21 protein-coding genes are annotated in these 19186 nt (G+C 46.8%); 9 read left to right on the top strand and 12 right to left on the bottom strand.

Features of this window, described 5'->3' with window-relative positions; translation table 11 throughout:
• Window positions 1–40: 40 nt before the first annotated feature.
• Complete coding sequence (locus C2747_RS06645) at window positions 41–1210, bottom strand: acyl-CoA dehydrogenase family protein (protein ID WP_215330826.1); 1170 nt, start codon at window positions 1208–1210, stop codon at window positions 41–43.
• Window positions 1211–1354: 144 nt separating this feature from the next.
• On the opposite strand from C2747_RS06645, the gene C2747_RS06640 reads away from it, so the two are divergent.
• On the top strand, window positions 1355–1858 hold the full coding sequence (locus tag C2747_RS06640) for a YqaA family protein (protein ID WP_215330825.1): 504 nt from the start codon (window positions 1355–1357) through the stop codon (window positions 1856–1858).
• Between the two features lie 16 nt (window positions 1859–1874).
• On the opposite strand, the gene C2747_RS06635 is transcribed toward C2747_RS06640, so the two are convergent.
• From C2747_RS06635 to C2747_RS06600, 8 genes are all read right to left on the bottom strand, one after another.
• A complete protein-coding gene (locus tag C2747_RS06635) occupies window positions 1875–2579 on the bottom strand; it encodes an ABC transporter ATP-binding protein (RefSeq protein ID WP_215327465.1) in 705 nt (234 codons plus the stop codon).
• 10 nt (window positions 2580–2589) lie between these two features.
• Window positions 2590–3345, bottom strand: a complete 756-nt coding sequence (locus tag C2747_RS06630; RefSeq protein WP_215307648.1) for an ABC transporter ATP-binding protein — start codon at window positions 3343–3345, stop codon at window positions 2590–2592.
• Window positions 3345–4304, bottom strand: coding sequence for a branched-chain amino acid ABC transporter permease (locus tag C2747_RS06625; RefSeq protein WP_215330824.1), 960 nt, complete (start codon window positions 4302–4304; stop codon window positions 3345–3347). Before C2747_RS06625 ends, C2747_RS06630 begins: the two co-directional genes overlap by 1 nt.
• Window positions 4305–4320: 16 nt before the next feature.
• Entirely contained in the window at window positions 4321–5205 is an 885-nt protein-coding gene (locus C2747_RS06620) for a branched-chain amino acid ABC transporter permease (protein ID WP_215330823.1), read from the bottom strand.
• A gap of 88 nt (window positions 5206–5293) precedes the next feature.
• The gene (locus C2747_RS06615) at window positions 5294–6529 is read right to left on the bottom strand and encodes an ABC transporter substrate-binding protein (RefSeq protein WP_251374715.1); all 1236 of its coding nucleotides are present in this window, start codon (window positions 6527–6529) and stop codon (window positions 5294–5296) included.
• 104 nt (window positions 6530–6633) lie between these two features.
• Window positions 6634–7872 carry an FAD binding domain-containing protein gene (locus C2747_RS06610; protein WP_215330822.1) on the bottom strand — a complete coding sequence of 413 codons (1239 nt, stop codon included), beginning with the start codon at window positions 7870–7872 and terminating at the stop codon, window positions 6634–6636.
• Window positions 7873–7878: 6 nt separating this feature from the next.
• Window positions 7879–8337, bottom strand: a complete 459-nt coding sequence (locus C2747_RS06605; protein ID WP_215330821.1) for a VOC family protein — start codon at window positions 8335–8337, stop codon at window positions 7879–7881.
• 1 nt (window position 8338) lies between these two features.
• Complete coding sequence (locus C2747_RS06600; RefSeq protein WP_251374714.1) at window positions 8339–9049, bottom strand: TetR/AcrR family transcriptional regulator; 711 nt, start codon at window positions 9047–9049, stop codon at window positions 8339–8341.
• Between the two features lie 105 nt (window positions 9050–9154).
• Here C2747_RS06600 and C2747_RS06595 point away from each other — a divergent pair, with 105 nt between their 5' ends.
• The 6 genes from C2747_RS06595 (at window position 9155) to C2747_RS06570 (ending at window position 15163) form a co-directional block, all read left to right on the top strand.
• Window positions 9155–9631, top strand: coding sequence for an SRPBCC family protein (locus C2747_RS06595; protein WP_215330820.1), 477 nt, complete (start codon window positions 9155–9157; stop codon window positions 9629–9631).
• Between the two features lie 40 nt (window positions 9632–9671).
• Window positions 9672–10526: an FAD binding domain-containing protein gene (locus C2747_RS06590; RefSeq protein ID WP_215330819.1), complete on the top strand. Its 855-nt coding sequence runs from the start codon at window positions 9672–9674 to the stop codon at window positions 10524–10526.
• Window positions 10527–10568: 42 nt separating this feature from the next.
• The gene (locus tag C2747_RS06585; protein ID WP_215330818.1) at window positions 10569–11078 is read left to right on the top strand and encodes a (2Fe-2S)-binding protein; all 510 of its coding nucleotides are present in this window, start codon (window positions 10569–10571) and stop codon (window positions 11076–11078) included.
• A gap of 20 nt (window positions 11079–11098) precedes the next feature.
• A complete protein-coding gene (locus C2747_RS06580; RefSeq protein WP_215330817.1) occupies window positions 11099–13495 on the top strand; it encodes a xanthine dehydrogenase family protein molybdopterin-binding subunit in 2397 nt (798 codons plus the stop codon).
• Window positions 13496–13600: 105 nt separating this feature from the next.
• Window positions 13601–14377 carry a 3-hydroxybutyrate dehydrogenase gene (locus C2747_RS06575; RefSeq protein ID WP_215330816.1) on the top strand — a complete coding sequence of 259 codons (777 nt, stop codon included), beginning with the start codon at window positions 13601–13603 and terminating at the stop codon, window positions 14375–14377.
• Window positions 14378–14569: 192 nt separating this feature from the next.
• Window positions 14570–15163 carry a urate hydroxylase PuuD gene (locus C2747_RS06570; RefSeq protein WP_215330815.1) on the top strand — a complete coding sequence of 198 codons (594 nt, stop codon included), beginning with the start codon at window positions 14570–14572 and terminating at the stop codon, window positions 15161–15163.
• A 90-nt stretch (window positions 15164–15253) separates the two neighbouring features.
• On the opposite strand, the gene C2747_RS06565 is transcribed toward C2747_RS06570, so the two are convergent.
• Entirely contained in the window at window positions 15254–16420 is a 1167-nt protein-coding gene (locus C2747_RS06565) for an NAD(P)/FAD-dependent oxidoreductase (RefSeq protein WP_215330814.1), read from the bottom strand.
• Window positions 16421–16468: 48 nt separating this feature from the next.
• Window positions 16469–16636, bottom strand: coding sequence for a rubredoxin (locus tag C2747_RS06560; RefSeq protein ID WP_215330813.1), 168 nt, complete (start codon window positions 16634–16636; stop codon window positions 16469–16471).
• A 195-nt stretch (window positions 16637–16831) separates the two neighbouring features.
• Between C2747_RS06560 and C2747_RS06555 the strand changes: the two genes are divergently transcribed.
• Window positions 16832–17779, top strand: coding sequence for a hydrogen peroxide-inducible genes activator (locus C2747_RS06555; protein WP_215330812.1), 948 nt, complete (start codon window positions 16832–16834; stop codon window positions 17777–17779).
• A 79-nt stretch (window positions 17780–17858) separates the two neighbouring features.
• A complete protein-coding gene (locus C2747_RS06550) occupies window positions 17859–18959 on the top strand; it encodes an alkene reductase (RefSeq protein ID WP_215330811.1) in 1101 nt (366 codons plus the stop codon).
• A 43-nt stretch (window positions 18960–19002) separates the two neighbouring features.
• On the opposite strand, the gene C2747_RS06545 is transcribed toward C2747_RS06550, so the two are convergent.
• Window positions 19003–19179, bottom strand: a complete 177-nt coding sequence (locus C2747_RS06545) for a hypothetical protein (RefSeq protein ID WP_215327449.1) — start codon at window positions 19177–19179, stop codon at window positions 19003–19005.
• Between the last annotated feature and the right edge of the window lie 7 nt (window positions 19180–19186).

The raw sequence follows: 19186 nt of genomic DNA, 5'->3' as shown, positions 1-19186 counted from the left end.
ACTTATCTAAAAAACTAAATCAATCAAAAGATCCTCTGCATCAGAAGGAGCGGGGTAGACCCAAAATATGCTCTGCAACGTAGGAGTAGATCAAGTTCGTGGAGATTGGTGCAACTTGGTAAAGGCGAGTCTCGCGGAACTTACGCTCGACATCATATTCATTGGCAAAACCAAAACCACCATGCGTTTGTAGGCAAACGTTGGCCGCCTCCCAAGAAGCTTTTGCAGCCAAGTACTTTGCCATGTTGGACTCTGCGCCACAAGCTTGATTGCTGTCAAACAGTTCGCATGCTTTAAAGCGCATCAGGTTGGCTGCCTCGGTCTCAATAAAAGCATCGGCAATGGGAAACTGAATACCTTGGTTCTTACCAATAGGGCGATCAAACACCACACGGTCATTGGCATAACGACGTGATTTATCTACAAACCAATAAGCATCACCAATACACTCGGCTGCAATCAGGACGCGCTCGGCATTGAGGCCATCTAGGATGTACTTAAAGCCTTTACCTTCTTCGCCAATGAGGTTCTCAGCGGGGATCTCTAAGTTATCAAAGAAGACTTCATTGGTTTCATGATTAACCATATTAGCAATCGGCTGAATTGCCATGCCATTACCAATAGCGTCTTTGAGGTTGACGATAAAGATCGACATGCCTTCTGATTTTTTCTTCACTTCTGCCAGGGGAGTGGTACGCGCTAGCAGAATCATTAAATCAGAATGCTGAATGCGGGAGATCCACACCTTCTGACCATTCACAATGTACTTATCACCTTTTTTGACGGCAGTAGTTTTGAGTTTGGTGGTATCGGTACCGGTAGTTGGTTCAGTCACTGCCATACTCTGGAGGCGTAATTCACCGGTAGCAATTTTAGGAAGGTAGAGTTTCTTCTGCAGGTCGGAGCCATGGCGCAGCAAGGTACCCATGTTGTACATCTGACCATGACAAGAGCCGGCATTACCACCAGAGAAATTAATCTCTTCCATGATGACTGAGGCCTCAGCTAGACCTAAGCCAGAGCCACCGTATTCCTCAGGAATGAGTGCTGCTAACCAGCCCGCTTGAGCCATGGCATCTACAAATGCCTCAGGATAGTCACGCTCATGATCAACCTTTTGCCAGTATGCAGAGTCAAAGCTGCCACAGAGGTCGCGCAAAGCTTCACGCATGTCTTGATATTGGTCTGGCTTAGGGATAGGGTGATTCATAGATTAATGAGTGAGTTAATGGAGTAATTAATGTTCAAGGCCTCTAGTTTAAGCAAGATTTCAGAATAGCGGGCGGTCGAGGATGGGGCATACTAGGCATATGATTCAGTGCTTGACTATCTGCCCACCTGGATTTCTTGCTTAATGGAGCAAATGTTCAGTTATTTCTTTGACTTCTTTGGGATGCCATCGATTGGTTTACCAGCGGTATTTATCAGTGCTTTTATCTCCGCAACCTTACTGCCCGTTGGCTCAGAGCCCATACTGTTTGGGTACGTTTCAGTCAATCCCCACCTATATTGGATCGCCATTATGGTAGCCACTATCGGCAATACATTAGGGGGGATGTTTGATTGGTGGCTCGGACTGATGGGCCGTAATAGTTTTGAATCCCTTAAAGGACCCACTAATGGCAGAGTGCAACGCTGGCTCGAAGAGCGGGGGCCAAAGATGCTCTTGTTATCTTGGCTACCTGGCTTTGGCGACCCCTTGTGCATAGCGGCAGGCTGGCTTAGGCTGGCTTGGGGCCCATGCTTAATTTATATGTTTATTGGTAAGTTACTGCGCTATCTCACGATGACCTGGTTATTAACCTTGGTGCCCACCAGCGTTTGGCACCAATTAGGGCATTGGCTAGGCCTAATCTAGGCAAGACTTTGAAGGACTAAACTGCGCAGTATTTTTGCTGAATCTCGTCGTTATTCAACAGATTTTGAGCGGTATCATGGAAAACAATTTGACCTTGATCCAGTATGTAAGCTCTATCAGAAATCTTGAGCGCTTGCTGAACATTTTGCTCCACAAGCAGAATAGTTAAGCCTTGCTGCTTGAGTTTGGCAAACAGTTCAAACATTTCTTCAACCAATACCGGCATGATGCCTTCCGATGGTTCGTCTAGCAAGATCACTTTTGGCTTAGCAATCATGGCGCGAGCAATCGCTAGCATCTGCTGCTCCCCACCTGACATTGAAGTGCCATCCTGTTGCAATCGTTCCTTCAGGCGAGGGAAGGTTTCTGCGATTTCATCAACCAGAGCACTCATATCACCGCGACTTTTTTTAGCAATCACACCCAACTCTAAGTTTTCTTTGACAGTTAATCCTGGAACAATACGTCTATCCTCTGGGACATAGGCTAAGCCTAAGTGGTAGCGTTCATGCGCTGCAAGATCCAAGAAAGAAGTGCCATCAATAGAGGCTTTGCCTTCTCTCTTTGATAGTAGGCCCATTAAGGAGCGCAGGGTAGTGGTCTTACCGGCGCCATTACGACCCATTAAGGTAACGATTTCACCGCTATTGACTTCTAAGGAGACGCCTTGCAGAACATGGCTACGGTCGTACCAGGCATTTAAATTCTCTACACGCAACATATATAAACCTTTAACCTTGACCTAGGTACACACGTCGTACCTCTGCATTATTTTGAATTTCTTCTGGAGTGCCTTCAGCTAAAAACTCACCATGATGCAGAACAATGATGCGTTTGCATAAACCCATAATCAGTTTCATCTTATGCTCAACCAAAATTACCGTTCTTTCATTTGCCAGTGTGCGAATGAGATCCATCATGACGAGTGTTTCCTCAGGAGACATACCTGCGGTTGGCTCATCCAGTAAAAGAAGGCTGGGATTACAGGCGAGGGCCATCGCAATTTCTAAAGCGCGTTGTTGACCATGAGCCAAATCACCCGTTTTTTTATTCCTGAGATGCTCTAAGTTGACGCGACGTAAAAGCTGGTCTGCAAGCTCAATGGGCTCTGGATAACTTTGTGCATTACGTAAAAAGTTATAACGCGCCGTTTCCATTTGGGCGGCAACGCGCACATTTTCATGAACGGTGAGTTGCTTGAAGACGTTGGTAATCTGAAAGCTCTTAGAGATGCCGATGCGGGCAAACTCATATTGCTGCATTCCAGTAATATCTTTGCCGTTAAATAAAATTTGGCCGCTAGAGGGCGGAAAGGCGCCACTAAGCACATTAAAGAAGGTGCTTTTGCCTGCGCCATTGGGTCCAATGATTGCTGTCAAGGAGCCGGGCATAAATGTGGTGGAGACATTCTGCAGCGCTTTAAATTTCCCAAAGCTCTTGCTGACATTACGAGCTTCTAGAATTGGAGTTTGATTTGAGCTACTCATTATTTCGAATCCTGATTGAGGTTTAGCTTGCTCAAGATGCTTCCCCAAATTCCTTTAGGGAAGAACAAAACGAAGAACATAAATACCAGACCAATAACAGCCATCCAATGCTTGGTAAAGGTGGTAACCACATCTTCTAAATAGAGCATGACAGCGGCGCCAACAAATGGTCCAAAGAAAGTGCCCATGCCGCCCAAGATGCTCATCATGACTGCTTGTCCAGACTGGAGGTAGTGAAGCGAATCAATGGGAACAATTGAAAGGTGTAGAGCGCGCAACGAACCTGCCAAGCCACAGATTGCGGCTGACAACACAAATACCAATAGTTTTGTTCGCGCTACATCAAAGCCACAGGCTGCGGCACGTTTTTCATTCTCTCGAATCGCCTCCATTACGGCGCCCAGAGGGGAGCTCAAGATTCGGGAAATGAGCCACATTGCGATGACTACAAAAAAGAGAATGATGTAGTACTTCACTAAGGGGTTCAGAAAATCGACTGGGAAGCCAAAAATATTGAAGGTGTCAACTCGCACCCCCCTTAAGCCATTCTCCCCACCAGTCAAACTCTCAGCTTTGTAAAAGCAATAAAACACAATTTGACCCAATGCGAGTGTCACCATAGAGAAGTAAATGCCTCTAGTGCGAATGGCTAGAAAGCCCATAATCAGTCCGCCGATGGCCGCGCCAATAACGCCTACCAGTATGGCTGCACCCCAAGGCATGGCGTAATGGACGATCCCAATGCCAGTGAGATAGCTGCCGATACCCAGGAAGGCAGCATGTCCGAAGGATAGAAGTCCCATGTAGCCGAACAAGAGATTGAATCCCATGGCGAATAAGCCAAAGATCAGGATATTAATAGCAAGCGCTTCATACGGCATGATGAAAGGAAAAATCATCAAGAAGAGGGTGCTTGCTAGCACGCGGTGGCGTGCGATGAACTGGAAAAATGATTTCATAAATATTCGGGGGGGGTTAACCCATCGCCCCCGCTTTACCAAATAAACCTTGTGGGCGAATTAAGAGTACAACTGCCATCAGCACGAAGATTGAAAGTTCTGCAAGGTCAGGGAAAAATAGGGAGGCCATGCTGTAAACCACGCCAACCAATAGACCTGCAACAACAGCGCCAACCGGTGACCCCATCCCGCCAACGACTGTCACAACAAAGGACTCCGCCAAGATCGGAATACCCATTTCTGGATTAACGGAGCGAGTAGGCGAGGCCAAGATTCCAGAGAGGCCAGCGATCGCACAGCCCAGTCCAAATACCATTAGCCACACCTTAGCAATATCTACGCCAAGTACCTTAACGATCTCTTGGTCGGCAGCGCCTGCTTTGATGATGAGACCGTAGCGAGTCTTTTGAATGAAAAACCAGACTGCAAAAATGATCACAGTGGTAGCCGCAATCAGGAATAGGCGATACTTGGGGAAGAAGCCAATACCTACATCGAGAGTGCCTTTTAGTCCATCAGGGGTAACGGAGGGCAAACCTTCGATGCCAAAAGTAACGCGCATTGCCTCAATGAGTACGTAAGATAATCCAAAGGTGAGGAGTAGTGGGTAGTCAATACCTCGACCGTAGAGGGGACGCACTAAGAATCGCTCAGTCACCAAACCAAGAACCCCAGTGGCAAGCGGTGTAAGGATTAAGCTAAACCAAAAGTTGCCAGTGACACCTAAAAAATAGACGCCCATAAATGCGCCAACCATGAAGAAAGCGCCATGCGCAAAGTTCACTACATTAAGCATGCCAAAAATAAGGCATAAGCCCAGAGCTAGAAGTGCATAAATGCTACCCAGGGCAATTCCTGTAAGTAGCTGCATGCAGAGAAGTTCAAATGTAAGACCAGTCATATATATACTCAGAAAAACTCCCCTTCAGCCATTAGCATCAGGGGAGGTGTTCAGGGCAAATCAGATGATCTGCCCCAAAATTTCAGATTTAAGCCTTGTGGCCTAGCTCCGCGCAACTACGCATATTCTTCTCAGTAGTCGGTTCAATTGTCAGAATATTAAAGACGTCATACTTATCTTTCATATTTTTAGATTTGGATTCCACAATAATGACCGTTTGCACTGCTTGGTGGTCGCACTTGCGATAGTACTCAGGACCTTTATAAAAGTCGTACTTGAGATTCTCCAGTGCAGTAATTACCTTATTTGTGTCGGTAGATTTAGCATTCTTCACAGCGGCGAGAACTGTTTTTACTCCGGCATAACCTAGTGCGCCGTAATCTGATGGCACTGAACCGTTATACATCTTACGGAATGCATCGTTAAAGGTCTTGGCTGTAGGGATACGGTCCTCGAGACCCCAGTAGTAAGAAGTGCCACCGATGATACCTTCAAATGCCTCTGGCCCACCAGCAAGGCGTGCAGTGTAGAGCAAGACTGGCGTCACAATTTTCATGCTGGACTTTAAGCCAAAGTCGGTGCATTGTTTAGCCGCATTTACGAGGTCACGACCAAAGTTACAAAGTACCAAGATATCGGGATTTAAGGCTTTAATGCGTGGCAAGAATGCGGAATAATCGGATGCACCTAGAGGATGACGAATATCGGCCAATGTAGTAGCACCCATCTCCTTGCCAGCACGCTCAAAGGCTCGTACCATCTCGTGGCCATAAGCATAGTCAGCAGTGAGGAACACAATCTTCTTGCCAAAACGTGGAATAGAGTAACGTGCCACAGCACCAGCTGTCATCGTTGGATTGAGTGCTTCGTGGAATGTGTATACGCTCCAATCTTTCGCTTCATTAATTGCATCTGATTGACTAATTGAATTGAAGAGCACTTTACGCTCTTTACAAACAGCATTGATAGAAAGCTGGGTTGCGGCAGATAGTGAGCCCACAACAAAATTCACCTTATCTTTTTCAATTAACTCGAGAGTACGTGTTGCAGCTTCACCTGGGTTGAGTTTGTCATCACGAACCAACAGTTCAGCTTTACGACCATTAAAGCCGCCGGCATCATTAAATTCTTTAATGGCTAACTCGGCTGCCTTTACTTGATCTTGTGCCTCTGCAGAAAATGGCCCGGTTAGCGGTGTCGGAAAACCAATCTTAATTGTCTCAGACTGGGCACTGGCTACATTCATCCACAGTGGAGTGCTTGCGGCAGCAGCTCCGCCGATCAACATTTTTCTTCTCGTTTGATTCGTTACTTTTTGTTTCATGGTTGTCTCCTCCATTTAAAGCAGTTTGTTAATGGGACTACTTTGTATTTCATAAATCTTAACTGAATGCCTCTAGTAATACGAAAATCTACAACGGGTTTTAATTAATGTGACTCAGGCACTGCTTTTCCGGCCACCAACAAAGTGCTGATATCGATGGCCGTTTCTGCCATGACGGTATCTGCATTTCTACGAAGGCTATTGTTGTCTCTGCTGCCTTTGCTACCTTGTGCTTGCATGTAGCGCCCTAAGTATTGGGCTCTTGCAACAACCTGTTGCCCAAACTCAAGGCGCTCCGCGCTGTACGCTTCGAGTGCTGCAGGAGTTGCTCCTAAGGCCGCGATGTGACGTGCAATTACCATCGCCTCATCACCCGCCTTGGTTACTCCCATGCCAACATGAGGTCGACCAACAAAAGCGGCATCACCCATCAAGGCAATTCGACCGAAGACGATTTGCTCTGAACGAACGTCATAAATAGTTTGCAAAAAAGGTGAGGGTGTTTTTTCTAAAATTTCTGCATATTGCGGTGCCAGAATATCGCGCGCAACTGTGCGCATTTCGGCAATGTGCTTCCATGAGACTTTTTGTGGCGGGATACCAGTCGGATAATAGTGACCATCCGAATCAGTCAGCAGCTTGATTAGCTCATCATCCTCGGATGCGGGGCGATACCAAACAAAGTTATAGCGACGCTTGCCGGATCTGGTGTCATTACCAGGTCCTGCAACTGGATACCCCAGCATCTGTTCGCCATTAGGCAAGCAGAATCCAAAATAATTAAATAGGGTGTCTAAGGTGTAATTTGATAGATTGCTCTCATCACACACTCCACGCCACGCAATATATCCTGCGTATTCAGGCTGGATGTTTGGTGCTACCTGGGATCGAACTGTGGAGCGTATGCCATCTGATGCAATCAGGAGCTCAGCCTGATAAGTGCTGCCATCTTCACAGCTGACCTGAACGCTATGAGAGTCCTGTGTCACCACTTTGACATTCTTACCCTGCAAATAACGCTCGCTTGGAAAATTCTCTTTCAATAGGTGATATAGGCGGCTCCATGATGTCAGGATTTGCGGGAGCGGCATTTCACCCAGGTTCTCGCCATCAACGCCTAAGGTAACCCTCTTCGTTACAGCAACCCCCAGGCTATCATCCACTTGAATACCCGCTTCACTTAAAGCATCTGCAAGAGCATTATGGGTCACGATTCCGGCGCCCCGGCCATCTAAAGAGCCGATGGCTTTTTCTAGCAAGGTGACATCATGACCTTGGCGCAGCAATATATTGGCTGCAAATAAGCCTCCAAGAGATCCGCCGATGACAAGTATTTTGGCCATCTTTACTTAAGCAGATTTGGCATCCAGTGCCGCCTTTTCTGCAGCAGGGTAGTTCAGTTCAACCACAATGCCATTAGGATCATCCATAAACACTTGATGTAATTTAATTGCGGGCACGGTTCGCTGTCTGCAAGGTACGCCCAACTTCTCCAGTAATGCCAGTTTGGCCTCTAATCCCGTGGCAAAGAAGGCGATGTGATCTACTGCCCCAGAGCCATAGAGAGAACTAGGATCTCGTTCGCCGAGATACTGCTTCAAGCCATTAGGATTGTTCTTATCAATCGCAATTAGATGAACAACGGCATTAGCCCAATCGTTTTGATCACCGTTATATAGCCAGACGCCCGGGAAAGGGAAATCCGGACGAGGCCCCACTGTGAATCCAAAAACATCACAGTAAAACTTGGTAGTTTGTTCAATCTCTAGGCTGCGAATGGAGAAGTGATTTAGGCTTAAGTTGGGCATATTATTTTTTACCAGTATTAAATAAAGTTTTTGCTGAAGAGAGGTAAGAGCTAATGCGATCCTGAATAATTTCTTGTTCGGTATGGGGATTGCCGGAGTCGTAAATGGCTTGCCCATAAATCCAACGTCGCATACCAATATAAAAGATACCGCCATGCAAGCCCATTAAAAACTCTAATTCTCGTTGCGAAGGCTTGCTACGCGAGCTACGGCCACAGTGTTTACGGGTTTCTCGGATAAGGCGCGGTAATAAGCGATCGCGTAATAACTCAAAGAAGCGGTCACTGATAGAGTGATCGCTGAGGCCTGAGAAAATCAAAATACGTACAAAATCGTAGGTCAGTACTGTGTTTGAGTAGTCGATATAGAAGGCATTAAATTTTTCTTCGGGAGAGAGCTTCTGATCATCGAGTAGTTGCTCCCACTCTGGCTTCCAGCGTGACTCGAAGACATCTTCATAGACTGCTTTGATTAAAGCATCCTTGGTGGGGAAGTAGTGATAAAGCAGGGTGTGGGTAACGCCCAAGCCCTTTGTTAAGTTCCTGAGTTGACCATCAATTCCATACTTTGCAAAGTACTGAATAGCGCGATCCAGAATCTGACGCTTACGATCTGCAGTACTCATTCTGCGACGTGCAGGCACGCCACTTTCAGCTGCTTCTATAGCAACATTGTTTCTAGTATTACTGTCTCGATCGAAACTCATTGTCATCAGGGTTTATCCGAATTTGGCCTTATTGACCATAAGTTAAATAATGGTACATTGTTGAACAATTGGTAGATAAGACTCTATTCGTACAAACCCCAAGGAGATGTAATGGAATTAAATGGCGAGCAGCTCATTGCAGCCCCAATCCCTGATGTGTGGAAGGGCTTGAATGACATTGATGTGCTGGCAAAGTCCATTCCAGGTTGCGAGGAAATCAGTCGCATCTCTCCAGAGGAGATTCATGCCAAAGTGATGTTCAAAATTGGACCCGTCAGAGCCAGATTCTCAGGAAAGCTATTTTTAAGTGATGTCATCCCAGATCAGTCCTGTTCTATGGCCTTTGAGGGCTCTGGTGGTGCTGCGGGATTTGCAAAGGGCCGTTCACGTGTTGAGTTAAAGCCTGCCGAGGGCGGGACCCTGGTTTCCTACACTACTGAAGCCTCCATTGGCGGCAAGCTAGGGCAAATTGGTGGGCGACTCATTAGCGCCTCCGCCAAAAAGATCGCGGATGATTTTTTTCAGCGATTTGCGAAAGAGTTAGGTGGTGAAGTAACACCTTTGGAGTCAGACCCGCAAGCTGAATAATGCGAGGCAATGTCAATATAAAAGTAGTGAAGGAGACGCAATGAAAGCAGCAGCATTTGATTATGCAAAACCGAAGGCTCTCAGCGAGGCCTTAGCTATGTTGGCCGAAGCTGGCGAAGATGCGCAATTGATTGCAGGCGGACAGACGCTTTTAGCTACCTTGAACCTGCGTCTTTCTGAACCCAGCATGCTGATTGACATCACAAATTTGGACGAATTAAAAGGCATTTCAGTTATCGGAGACCAATTACGTATTGGGGCATTGGTAACCCATACCGAGATTGAAGACTCCAAACTAATCGGGCAGCATGCACCACTTCTCAAGGCCGCAGCCCCACATATCGCTCATAGAGCGATCCGCAATTTAGGAACTTGGGGCGGCTCTTTAGCCTATGGAGATCCTGCGGCTGAATGGCCTGCTTGCAGCTTGGCGCTTAATGCAACGATGTTGATCGGTGGTCCTGATGGAGAGCGTCGAATTTCAGCGCAAGACTTTTTCATTGATCTCTACACCACTTCCTTAGAGCCCAATGAAATTCTGATAGCAACAGAAATCCCGATCGCGAGTAGTAATCAGGTGTTTTATTTCCATGAGCTAGCTCGTCGCCATGGAGACTATGCGATTGCGGGGGTAGCCTTAGTTGCCAATAAGGCGGGTAATGTTCTAAGTGATTGCACTTTCACTTTCTTCTCTGTTTGCGCTACACCGATCATGGCGAAAAAGGCTCAAGCCTTGGTAGATGGTAAGCCCCTTAATGACGAATTAATTGCGAATGCAGTTGGCGCCGCAAGGCAAGAGATTGAGTCGATCGCAGATATCACTAATAGCGCCCAAACTAAGCAACATCTAATTGGTGTTTTATTAGAGCGTGGCTTAAAGCACTTAATTGCTTAAGTAATCAATATATAAAAAGATAAATCTAGTTCGGAGATTCCAATGAGCTTAAAGAAGAAAATTACGATGACTGTCAATGGTTTGACAGTCAATGCTGAGATTGAGCCGCGTCGTCATTTAGTGGATTTTTTGCGAGAAGATCTCCATCTCAAGGGTCCGCACCTCGGTTGTGAGCAGGGGGCTTGTGGCGCCTGCACCGTGAAGGTGGATGGAAAAATTATTCGCGGTTGTTTATATCTGGCCGTACAGGCTAATGGGTGTGTAGTGGAAACAATCGAGGGATTGACTAAGAGCGGGGCATTAGCAGATCTACAAGAAGCCTTCATGCGCCATAACGCAATGCAATGTGGTTTCTGCTCTTCTGGGATGTTGCTTGCTGCAGCTGAATTAGTAGAAAAACTACCTCAATCTACTCGTGAAGAAGTTCGTGAATGGATCTCTGGAAACTACTGCCGATGCACTGGCTACCATTCCATAGTAGACGCCATCATGGCCGTGCTTCAAGCTCGCGCCAAAGGTGAAAAAATTAAACCTGTTGTTGCTCTCGCTTAAGAAGACTGGGAAAACTGATTATGAATAAGCCAGTAGATCTCAAAGGATTGGTACTTGATCCAGTAACCAATGACCAGCGCTATATCGGTAGCAGTGAACCTCGCCATCAGGCGCGTCGACTCATCGAGGGTCAGGGCACTTATGTCGATGATATTCAGCTACCTCGGATGGGTCATGTTGTGTATTGGCGTTCGCCAGTAGCGCATATGAAAATTGGAAAAATTCACACTGAACAAGCTAGCAAGATGCCAGGTGTTCTGGCCATTGTCGATGGCGTGAAAATGGCTGAGCTGTGTAAGCCATGGGTTGCCACTCTAGGTCACCTTGCAGGTATGAAATCTGCTCCTCAATATGCATTGGCAATTGATAGGGCTTGCTGGCAAGGCGAGCCTGTAGTTGCGGTAGTTGCTGAGACGCGCGCACAGGCAGAAGATGCTTTGCAGTTCGTTGATGTTGAGTGGGAAGAGCTACCTGCAGTAGTTTCAATGGAAACGGCATTGGATGCAGATACTCCAGTAATTCATCCTGAGCTGGGTGACAACCTTTGCTTTACCCGTACTTTGGATGTTGGTCAGGTAGATGAAGTATTTGCAACAGCAGATATTGTGGCTGAAGCTACTTTTGGATTTGGCCGACATACTGGAGTTACCTTAGAGCCCCGCTGCCAAATTGCTGATTACAATCCCGGCGATCGTCGTCTCACGGTGTATCACTCACAACAAGCACCGCACATGATGCAAGATTTATATTGCCGTCAGTTTGGCTTGTCTGAGTCTGATGTCCATGTCATTTGTAAAGACGTAGGTGGATCCTTTGGCATTAAGGTGCATGCGTATCCCGATGATTTTGCAACGGTGGGCTTGGCAATGATGTTGGAGCGCCCAGTTAAATTTGTTGCGGATCGACTCGAATCATTTACGAGCGATATTCATGCGCGTGAGCATCGGATTAAAGGGCGTATTGCAGCCAATAAAGAGGGCGATATCCTAGCTTTTGAGATCGATGATCTCACGGCCATTGGCCCTTACTCCATGTTCCCAAGAACCAGTGCGATCGAGGGTAACCAAGTGGTCAACTTGGTTGGCGGACCATACAAGCATCAAAACTACCGCGCCAAACTCAATGTGGTGTTTCAGAATAAAACGCCTACTTGCCAATATCGCGGCGTAGGTCACCCAATTGCCTGTGCTGTGACTGAGGGCTTGGTTGATTTGGCGGCTCAAAAACTCAAGATGGATCCTTTGGAGTTTCGTAAGCGCAATGTGATTCCTGATGACGCATATCCTTGCTCCGGAATTTCCGGAATTAAGTTGGAAGTGCTGTCACATGAACAGTGCTTACGAACCATCGAAAAGATGATGGACTATTCTGCTTTGCGTAAAGAGCAGGCTGAGTTGCGTAAAAAAGGTATCTATCGCGGAATTGGTTTTGCCACACTAATCGAGTTAACCAACCCAAGTCCGGCGTTCTATGGTGTGGGTGGGGCACGCATCGCGTCTCAGGATGGTGCTTCTGCGCGTCTGGATCCAAGCGGCGTTGTATCGATATTGATCGGTGTTGGTGAGCAGGGTCAAGGTACTGAAGGTATTTATGCGCAAATTGCTGCTGATGCTGTCGGCCTTTCCATTAAAAATGTGCGCATCATTACAGGCGATACCGATGTGACTCCTTATGGCGGCGGCACCTGGGCTTCACGTGGTGCTGGAGTGGGTGGTGAGGCGGTCTTATTGGCTTGCCAAGCACTTCAAGAGAACATCTTGAAACTTGCAGGTGCAATCCTAACTAGATCGCCTGAAGAGTTATCCGTTCGCCGTGGTCATGTGTTGGATAAAGCCACCGGGGAGCAACTTCTGCCGTTTAGTGAGATTGGACGCATAGGTTATTTCCGTACAGATACTTTGCCTGTGGGATTCTCAGCTGATCTGATGGTCACACGTCATTACACCCAAAAAGAGTACCCATTTATTTTTACCAATGGCGTTCAAGCCTCTTATGTTGAAGTCGATCCGGATACTGGCTTTGTAAAGCTCCTAAAACATTGGGCGGTTGAGGATTGCGGTCGGGTATTAAATCCCATGTTGGTGGATGAGCAAGTGCGCGGAGCCATTGTTCAGGGTATCGGCGGCGTCCTTTTCGAAGAGTGTATCTACGACGAGAGTGGCCTGTTGCGGAATGGCAGTATGGCTGATTATTTGGTGCCTATGGCCAATGAAATGCCGGATATTGAAGTAGCTCACGTAGAGACTCCAACTCAGTCATCTAAGTTGGGTGCAAAAGGTGCTGGTGAGGCTGGAACTGCTGGCGCTCCTGGGGCGGTTCAGAATGCGATTAACGATGCTCTAGCGCCATTTAATACGGCAGTGTTTGACCAGCCCATTACTTGTGAAAAGATTCTCAAGGCCCTGGGAAAAGTCTAATTTAGAGCTCTCCTAAATGAGGTGCGTCCTGTAATATCCAGTTTTGACCATAAGCAAATCCCCGCCCTGGGGATTTGCAATTAATTTGATATTGCGAATATAAATATGTCCCATTTAAAAGGTAAAACAGCCCTTGTCACCGGCTCGACTAGCGGTATTGGTCTGGCAATGGCAATTGGTTTAGCAAAGCAGGGTACCAACATCATGGTGAACGGCTTTGGTGATAAAGATGCCGCAGTTGCTGCCATCAAAGCTTGTGGAATTGAGGTCGAATATCACGGTGCTGATATGAGCAAGCCTGCCGAGATCGAGGATCTCATCAAGCAGACTGAAAAACGCTTTGGTTCGTTAGATATATTAGTAAACAACGCAGGCATTCAGCACACAGCGAATGTTGAAGACTTTCCAGAAGATAAGTGGGAGTCGATTATTGCCATTAACTTAAGCTCAGCCTTTTATACCTCGCACCATGCTTTGCCAGGTATGAAGAAGCGTAACTGGGGCCGCATTATCAATATCGCTTCCGTTCATGGCTTGGTCGGTTCTGTACAAAAATCAGCCTATGTTGCTGCAAAGCATGGCATCGTGGGCTTAACCAAGGTAACTGCTCTTGAGAATGCCAAAACGGGGATTACTTGCAATGCGATTTGCCCGGGTTGGGTTTTAACTCCCTTGGTTCAAAAACAAGTAGATGCTCGCGCAGAGCGTGAAGGGATTTCGAATGAAGAGGCCAAAAAAGCCTTGGTGTCTGAGAAACAGCCCTCCGGTGAATTCGTGGCCCCAGAGCAATTAGCTGCATTAGCCGTTTTCCTTTGCAGTCCAGATGCCTCTGAAGTACGTGGAGCTGCTTGGAATATGGATGGTGGCTGGACGGCTCAGTAATCTTTAAAAGGGTCACTAGGCCTCCATGGTGCCTCGTACCCAACAAATCGGCCATAATCGTCTATAGTTAGGGCGGTTGTGGCTGTTATGGCTACTCATTATTACGTTTTATAATGTAGTGAACTTGGATTTTGCAAGTAAGAATGTTGCTTAATCCTGCCTGATATATTTACCTTTCTTAAGGAAGCTCTCATGTCATCTATCTTTACCTCATTAGGCCGCACTGTTTTAGCTGGCTTTGTGCTCCTCGCATTGATCGTCCTTGCCTTGGGCGCAAACCTCGGATCAGTTGAGTTGCCATTTTTATTCCGCTGGATTCACGTGATGGTTGGCGTGATGTGGATAGGCTTACTTTGGTATTTCAATTTTGTGCAGATTCCATCCATGTCAAAGATTCCGGATGAGCAAAAGCCGGCAATCGGAAAAGTAATCGCTCCAACAGCACTCTTTTGGTTCCGTTGGGCTGCCTTAGCGACTGTACTTAGTGGTTTGGTTTTATCCATATTGAATGGATATGCCCACCAAGCATTTACTTTGCAAGCTCCTTTCCGTGCAATCGGTCTAGGCATGTGGATTGCCTTGATCATGGCCTTTAACGTTTGGTTCATTATTTGGCCAAATCAAAAACGTGCTCTTGGCATCGTTGCGGTTGAGTCTGATGTTAAAGCAAAGTCTGCACGCATTGCGATGTTAACTTCCCGTTTGAATACAATGCTCTCTATCCCAATGTTATTTTTGATGAGTGCTCAATCACACAACACAACTTGGTTTGTGATTGCTTCATAAAGTAAGCTGTCTTAGTTCATGCAAAAGGCCCGCTGAGCGGGCCTTTTTCTTTGGTGCGGATCCTTGAGAGACAGCAATCAGTCAGCTTGATTACAAGATGGGCGGCAACTCTTTTGTCAGTGCGCCACGTTGTGCAGTGGCTGTTCCCATAAGGGCAAAGCCGAGTAGCTTGCCGTCACTAGATTCAAAGCGCGCTTCGAGACCGCCTTCCACCGAATTGATTTTCCAGTCACCAACCGCATCCTTGGCCGGTGGTGAAACAATCGTTGGCAGGGCGGGGGTCTTCACCATTACCGGCATAGCGGGATAACTGAGTGCAGTGAGTTGTCCAAGCAGGTTGGGTGCTAAAGCCCGCGCTGCCTGCATGATTGGCATGACATAAGGCAGAACCAAACCTTCGACTTCGGCGCAGTCGCCAATAGCATAAACATTCTTCGCGCTAGTTTCTAAATGACGATTCACTGTAATGCCTGCGCCTGTGGCAATTCCGGCTGATTGAGCTAAATCTAAGCGAGGCTTTAAACCGACAGCGGATAGAAATGCATCACTATGAATTACAGATCCGTTGGCAAGTGTAATCGAGAGAGAATCGCCGCTTCGATCAATTGACTGCACGGTAGTAGCGAAGTGCCAACGAACGCCTGCTGTACTGAGCTTAGCCTGAAGTGCTTGTGCTGCTACCTCGGGAAGGAGTCTACCCAAAGCCTGTGGTGCTAAGTCGATGACATCGACTTCATATAAACCTAAAACCAAATCATTTGCAAACTCACATCCAATGAGGCCGGCACCTAAAATAGCGATTCGTTTTTTGCCTTCAATCGTCTTGCGAAATTGGGCGTAGTCCTCCAAATCATTGACGGTAATTACTTCATCTGCTGCATTGCCTTCTAGGGTTAGGCGAATCTGATCAGCCCCTAATCCCAGTACTAACTTCCCATAGGAGATACTGCCTGTAGAAGTAGTGATCGTTTGTGCGGTGGTATCAATTGCAGTGACATCAGCATCGCCCAGAATCGTAATATCTAGCTGTGTTGCCATGCCCTCGGCGTTAGTAGAAATCAATTGCTCTGCAGATTTGCTGCTTGCCAATGCTGTAGAGAGCATCGGCTTAGAGTAAAAGTATCCTGGCTCTCTTGTTACAAGAGTAATCGGAGTTGCCTTATCTATTTTGCGAAGCTCACGAATGACGGTGTAGCCAGCTAGGCCGCTACCAATAATGACAATCCCCGATGGGGATGATTGATTCTGATGATCCAAAACTGGACTCCCTAATAATGCGTTTAAAGGTGTTGCGTGTGGCTTGAGTTAGGAAACTTGCACCATTTCAAAGTCGGATTTTGATACGCCACAATCGGGGCATTCCCAATCGTCAGGGATGTCAGCCCAAGCAGTGCCGGCAGGAATGCCGTCTTCAGGCAAGCCTTTCGCCTCGTCATAGACAAAACCACAAACGATACATTGCCAAGATTTCATGGGGATTCCTTGTTGTAATGGATTAAAGGCAGTTTAAATGGAATTTCAAATTCACTTGCTAGCTAAAGTTCTCATTGCTTTGTATCTAACAAGTAAACAAGAAAAAAACAAAGAATCAAGCAAACAATGATTTATAAGGTGAATGGGAATGATATTATTTATCTGATAATTAGATTATAGGGATAAGGACAGATCATGGCTGCTTTACCTTCATTACGACAACTTCGCTATTTTGTAGCGGTTGCTCAAGAGCTCAATTTTACTAGGGCTGCAGAGGTCTGCTTCGTAGGTCAATCTACCTTAAGCGCCGGTTTAAAAGAGCTGGAGGATGTTTTGGGAGTCCGCCTAGTAGAGCGGGATAGGCAAAATGTAGCCATCACTCCAATCGGTGAAGATATTTTAGAAAGGGCTAAGGTGATCTTGACCTCGTCTCAAGATCTCGTGGAATATGCGAGCGCCTCGGGTGAACCAATGGCAGGGACAATTCGATTGGGAGTGATCCCAACTATCACGCCATTTTTATTGCCAAACGTGTTGCCTGATATTCGGGAGCGCTACCCGAAGCTAAAAATTGCGTTGCGTGAAGATTTGACCGCTAATCTGTTGGCGCGTTTAGCAGATCATCAACTCGATTTTGCATTAATTGCATTGCCCTATGACACAGCCGGCCTCTTGGTGAAAGAGCTTTTTGTCGATGAATTTTGGTTGGTTGCAGGTGCAAATGATCCTGCATTAAAGGGCAAGGAAATTCATTTGCCTACCAAAATGGCAGAGAGGCTACTTTTGCTGGAGGAGGGCCATTGCCTGCGTGATCACACGATGCAAGCTTGTAAGCATTCTGATATTCGCAATGCCGAGGGCATGGAGGCAACTAGCTTGCTTACGTTGTTGCAAATGGTGGAGTCTGGCATGGGTATTGCGCTGCTTCCTGAGATGGCGGTAAAAGGAGGGATTTTAAATGGCACGACATTGGTTGCTCGCTCCCTAGCCCCACCTGCCCCTAATAGAGTGATTGCTCTTGTCGCCCGTTTATCTACTGCACATCATGATGAGTTTCAAGCACTTGCCGAGCGCATTGAGTCAAGATTCCAATCAAGCCCAAAAATGAATCGCAGTAGCCGAAAGAGCGCTCAAAAGGTCTAGTATGGTATCGGCAGCGTTGTAATATCCCTGCTAAAGTTGCGCATCAATTGAAGTATTCACCCCAAAAAAGAAAGTAGTTATGTCTGGAAAAGAAATCATGTTTACCCCCGTCAAGCTTGGCGCGATTGAATTAAAGAATCGCCTGGTGATGGCGCCCCTTACTAGAATGCGGGCGATTGATGGGGATGTGCCACACCCCCTGGCAAAAACTTACTACGAGCAAAGGGCAACTGCTGGCCTCATCATCAGCGAGGCAACGCAAATTTCTGCTATTGGTAAAGGCTATCCAGCAACGCCTGGAATTTATTCTGGTGAGCAAACAGCCGCTTGGAAAGAGATTGTGAGTGCGGTGCATGCCAAAGGTGGCAAGATGATTGCGCAGTTATGGCATGTTGGACGTATCTCTCATTCTTCTTTGCATCCCGAGCAGGGCATTCCTGAGGCGCCATCTGCGATTGCACCTGCTGGTCAAACTTACGGTGCTGATTGGAAATTGCACGATTACGAAACGCCTAAGGCGATGACTACTGAAGATATTACCCATCTTTTGAAAGATTTTGAATTGGCTGCTGCTAATGCAAAAGCGGCAGGTTTCGATGGCGTGGAAATTCATTCTGCGAATGGCTATTTACTTGATCAGTTTTTGCAAGACAAAACGAATCAACGTACCGATGGCTATGGCGGATCAATTGAAAACCGCATGCGCTTATTGGGCGAGGTGATTGAATCCATTTCCAAAATATACCCAAGCGATCGTATCGGTGTGCGCTTATCACCCTATGGCAGCTTTAATGATATGGCTGACAGCGATCCAGTTGCCTTGTTCACCGCGGTGATTCAGAAACTCAATGGCTATCACCTATCTTATGTACATATGATCGAACCGCGCTCTACCAGTGCAGGTGGCAATGATCAAGTGAACACAGAGGCACCCGTTACTTCAGAGATGTTCCGTGCGATCTATCATGGTCAATTCATTAGTGCTGGTGGATATGACCAAGCCATGGGCGAAGCTGTTTTGGAAGCTGGCTTAGCAGATGCGGTGGCTTATGGTCGTTTGTATATCTCTAATCCAGATTTGGCTGAGCGCTTTAAGCAGGGTGCTGCGCTCAATGCTTACAACCGCGCCACTTTTTACGGTGGGGCAGAAGTAGGATATACAGACTACCCAACGCTCTAATCTACTAAAGATTGATCAGGGCCGCTATCGAAAGATAGGGGCCTTATTTTTTGTCTTCGGGGTCTTTTAATAGGCCATAGTGGTTTGCAACGAGTAGCATTGCAATAGACGCGCATCCCATTGCAAAGAATTCCCATTGATGAATCATGGCAGTGCCAGTGACGGTCATTAAAATTGTCCATCCCACTGCCATCTTGGCTTTTTTGCTTAAAGGTTTCATATTTCGG

This window comes from Polynucleobacter corsicus, from assembly GCF_018688255.1.
GTDB classification, from domain to species: Bacteria; Pseudomonadota; Gammaproteobacteria; order Burkholderiales; family Burkholderiaceae; genus Polynucleobacter; species Polynucleobacter corsicus.
The sequence above is the reverse complement of the archived record's forward strand: the minus strand, read 5'-3'. Positions and strand labels throughout refer to the sequence as shown.

What these genes read in the sequence shown, in the direction of transcription:
- C2747_RS06645 (WP_215330826.1), bottom strand. Translation starts at nt 1,210, where the DNA reads ATGAATCACCCTATCCCTAAGCCAGACCAATATCAAGACATGCGTGAA.
- C2747_RS06640 (WP_215330825.1), top strand. Translation starts at nt 1,355, where the DNA reads ATGGAGCAAATGTTCAGTTATTTCTTTGACTTCTTTGGGATGCCATCG.
- C2747_RS06635 (WP_215327465.1), bottom strand. Translation starts at nt 2,579, where the DNA reads ATGTTGCGTGTAGAGAATTTAAATGCCTGGTACGACCGTAGCCATGTT.
- C2747_RS06630 (WP_215307648.1), bottom strand. Translation starts at nt 3,345, where the DNA reads ATGAGTAGCTCAAATCAAACTCCAATTCTAGAAGCTCGTAATGTCAGC.
- C2747_RS06625 (WP_215330824.1), bottom strand. Translation starts at nt 4,304, where the DNA reads ATGAAATCATTTTTCCAGTTCATCGCACGCCACCGCGTGCTAGCAAGC.
- C2747_RS06620 (WP_215330823.1), bottom strand. Translation starts at nt 5,205, where the DNA reads ATGACTGGTCTTACATTTGAACTTCTCTGCATGCAGCTACTTACAGGA.
- C2747_RS06615 (WP_251374715.1), bottom strand. Translation starts at nt 6,529, where the DNA reads ATGAAACAAAAAGTAACGAATCAAACGAGAAGAAAAATGTTGATCGGC.
- C2747_RS06610 (WP_215330822.1), bottom strand. Translation starts at nt 7,872, where the DNA reads ATGGCCAAAATACTTGTCATCGGCGGATCTCTTGGAGGCTTATTTGCA.
- C2747_RS06605 (WP_215330821.1), bottom strand. Translation starts at nt 8,337, where the DNA reads ATGCCCAACTTAAGCCTAAATCACTTCTCCATTCGCAGCCTAGAGATT.
- C2747_RS06600 (WP_251374714.1), bottom strand. Translation starts at nt 9,049, where the DNA reads ATGACAATGAGTTTCGATCGAGACAGTAATACTAGAAACAATGTTGCT.
- C2747_RS06595 (WP_215330820.1), top strand. Translation starts at nt 9,155, where the DNA reads ATGGAATTAAATGGCGAGCAGCTCATTGCAGCCCCAATCCCTGATGTG.
- C2747_RS06590 (WP_215330819.1), top strand. Translation starts at nt 9,672, where the DNA reads ATGAAAGCAGCAGCATTTGATTATGCAAAACCGAAGGCTCTCAGCGAG.
- C2747_RS06585 (WP_215330818.1), top strand. Translation starts at nt 10,569, where the DNA reads ATGAGCTTAAAGAAGAAAATTACGATGACTGTCAATGGTTTGACAGTC.
- C2747_RS06580 (WP_215330817.1), top strand. Translation starts at nt 11,099, where the DNA reads ATGAATAAGCCAGTAGATCTCAAAGGATTGGTACTTGATCCAGTAACC.
- C2747_RS06575 (WP_215330816.1), top strand. Translation starts at nt 13,601, where the DNA reads ATGTCCCATTTAAAAGGTAAAACAGCCCTTGTCACCGGCTCGACTAGC.
- C2747_RS06570 (WP_215330815.1), top strand. Translation starts at nt 14,570, where the DNA reads ATGTCATCTATCTTTACCTCATTAGGCCGCACTGTTTTAGCTGGCTTT.
- C2747_RS06560 (WP_215330813.1), bottom strand. Translation starts at nt 16,636, where the DNA reads ATGAAATCTTGGCAATGTATCGTTTGTGGTTTTGTCTATGACGAGGCG.
- C2747_RS06555 (WP_215330812.1), top strand. Translation starts at nt 16,832, where the DNA reads ATGGCTGCTTTACCTTCATTACGACAACTTCGCTATTTTGTAGCGGTT.
- C2747_RS06550 (WP_215330811.1), top strand. Translation starts at nt 17,859, where the DNA reads ATGTCTGGAAAAGAAATCATGTTTACCCCCGTCAAGCTTGGCGCGATT.
- C2747_RS06545 (WP_215327449.1), bottom strand. Translation starts at nt 19,179, where the DNA reads ATGAAACCTTTAAGCAAAAAAGCCAAGATGGCAGTGGGATGGACAATT.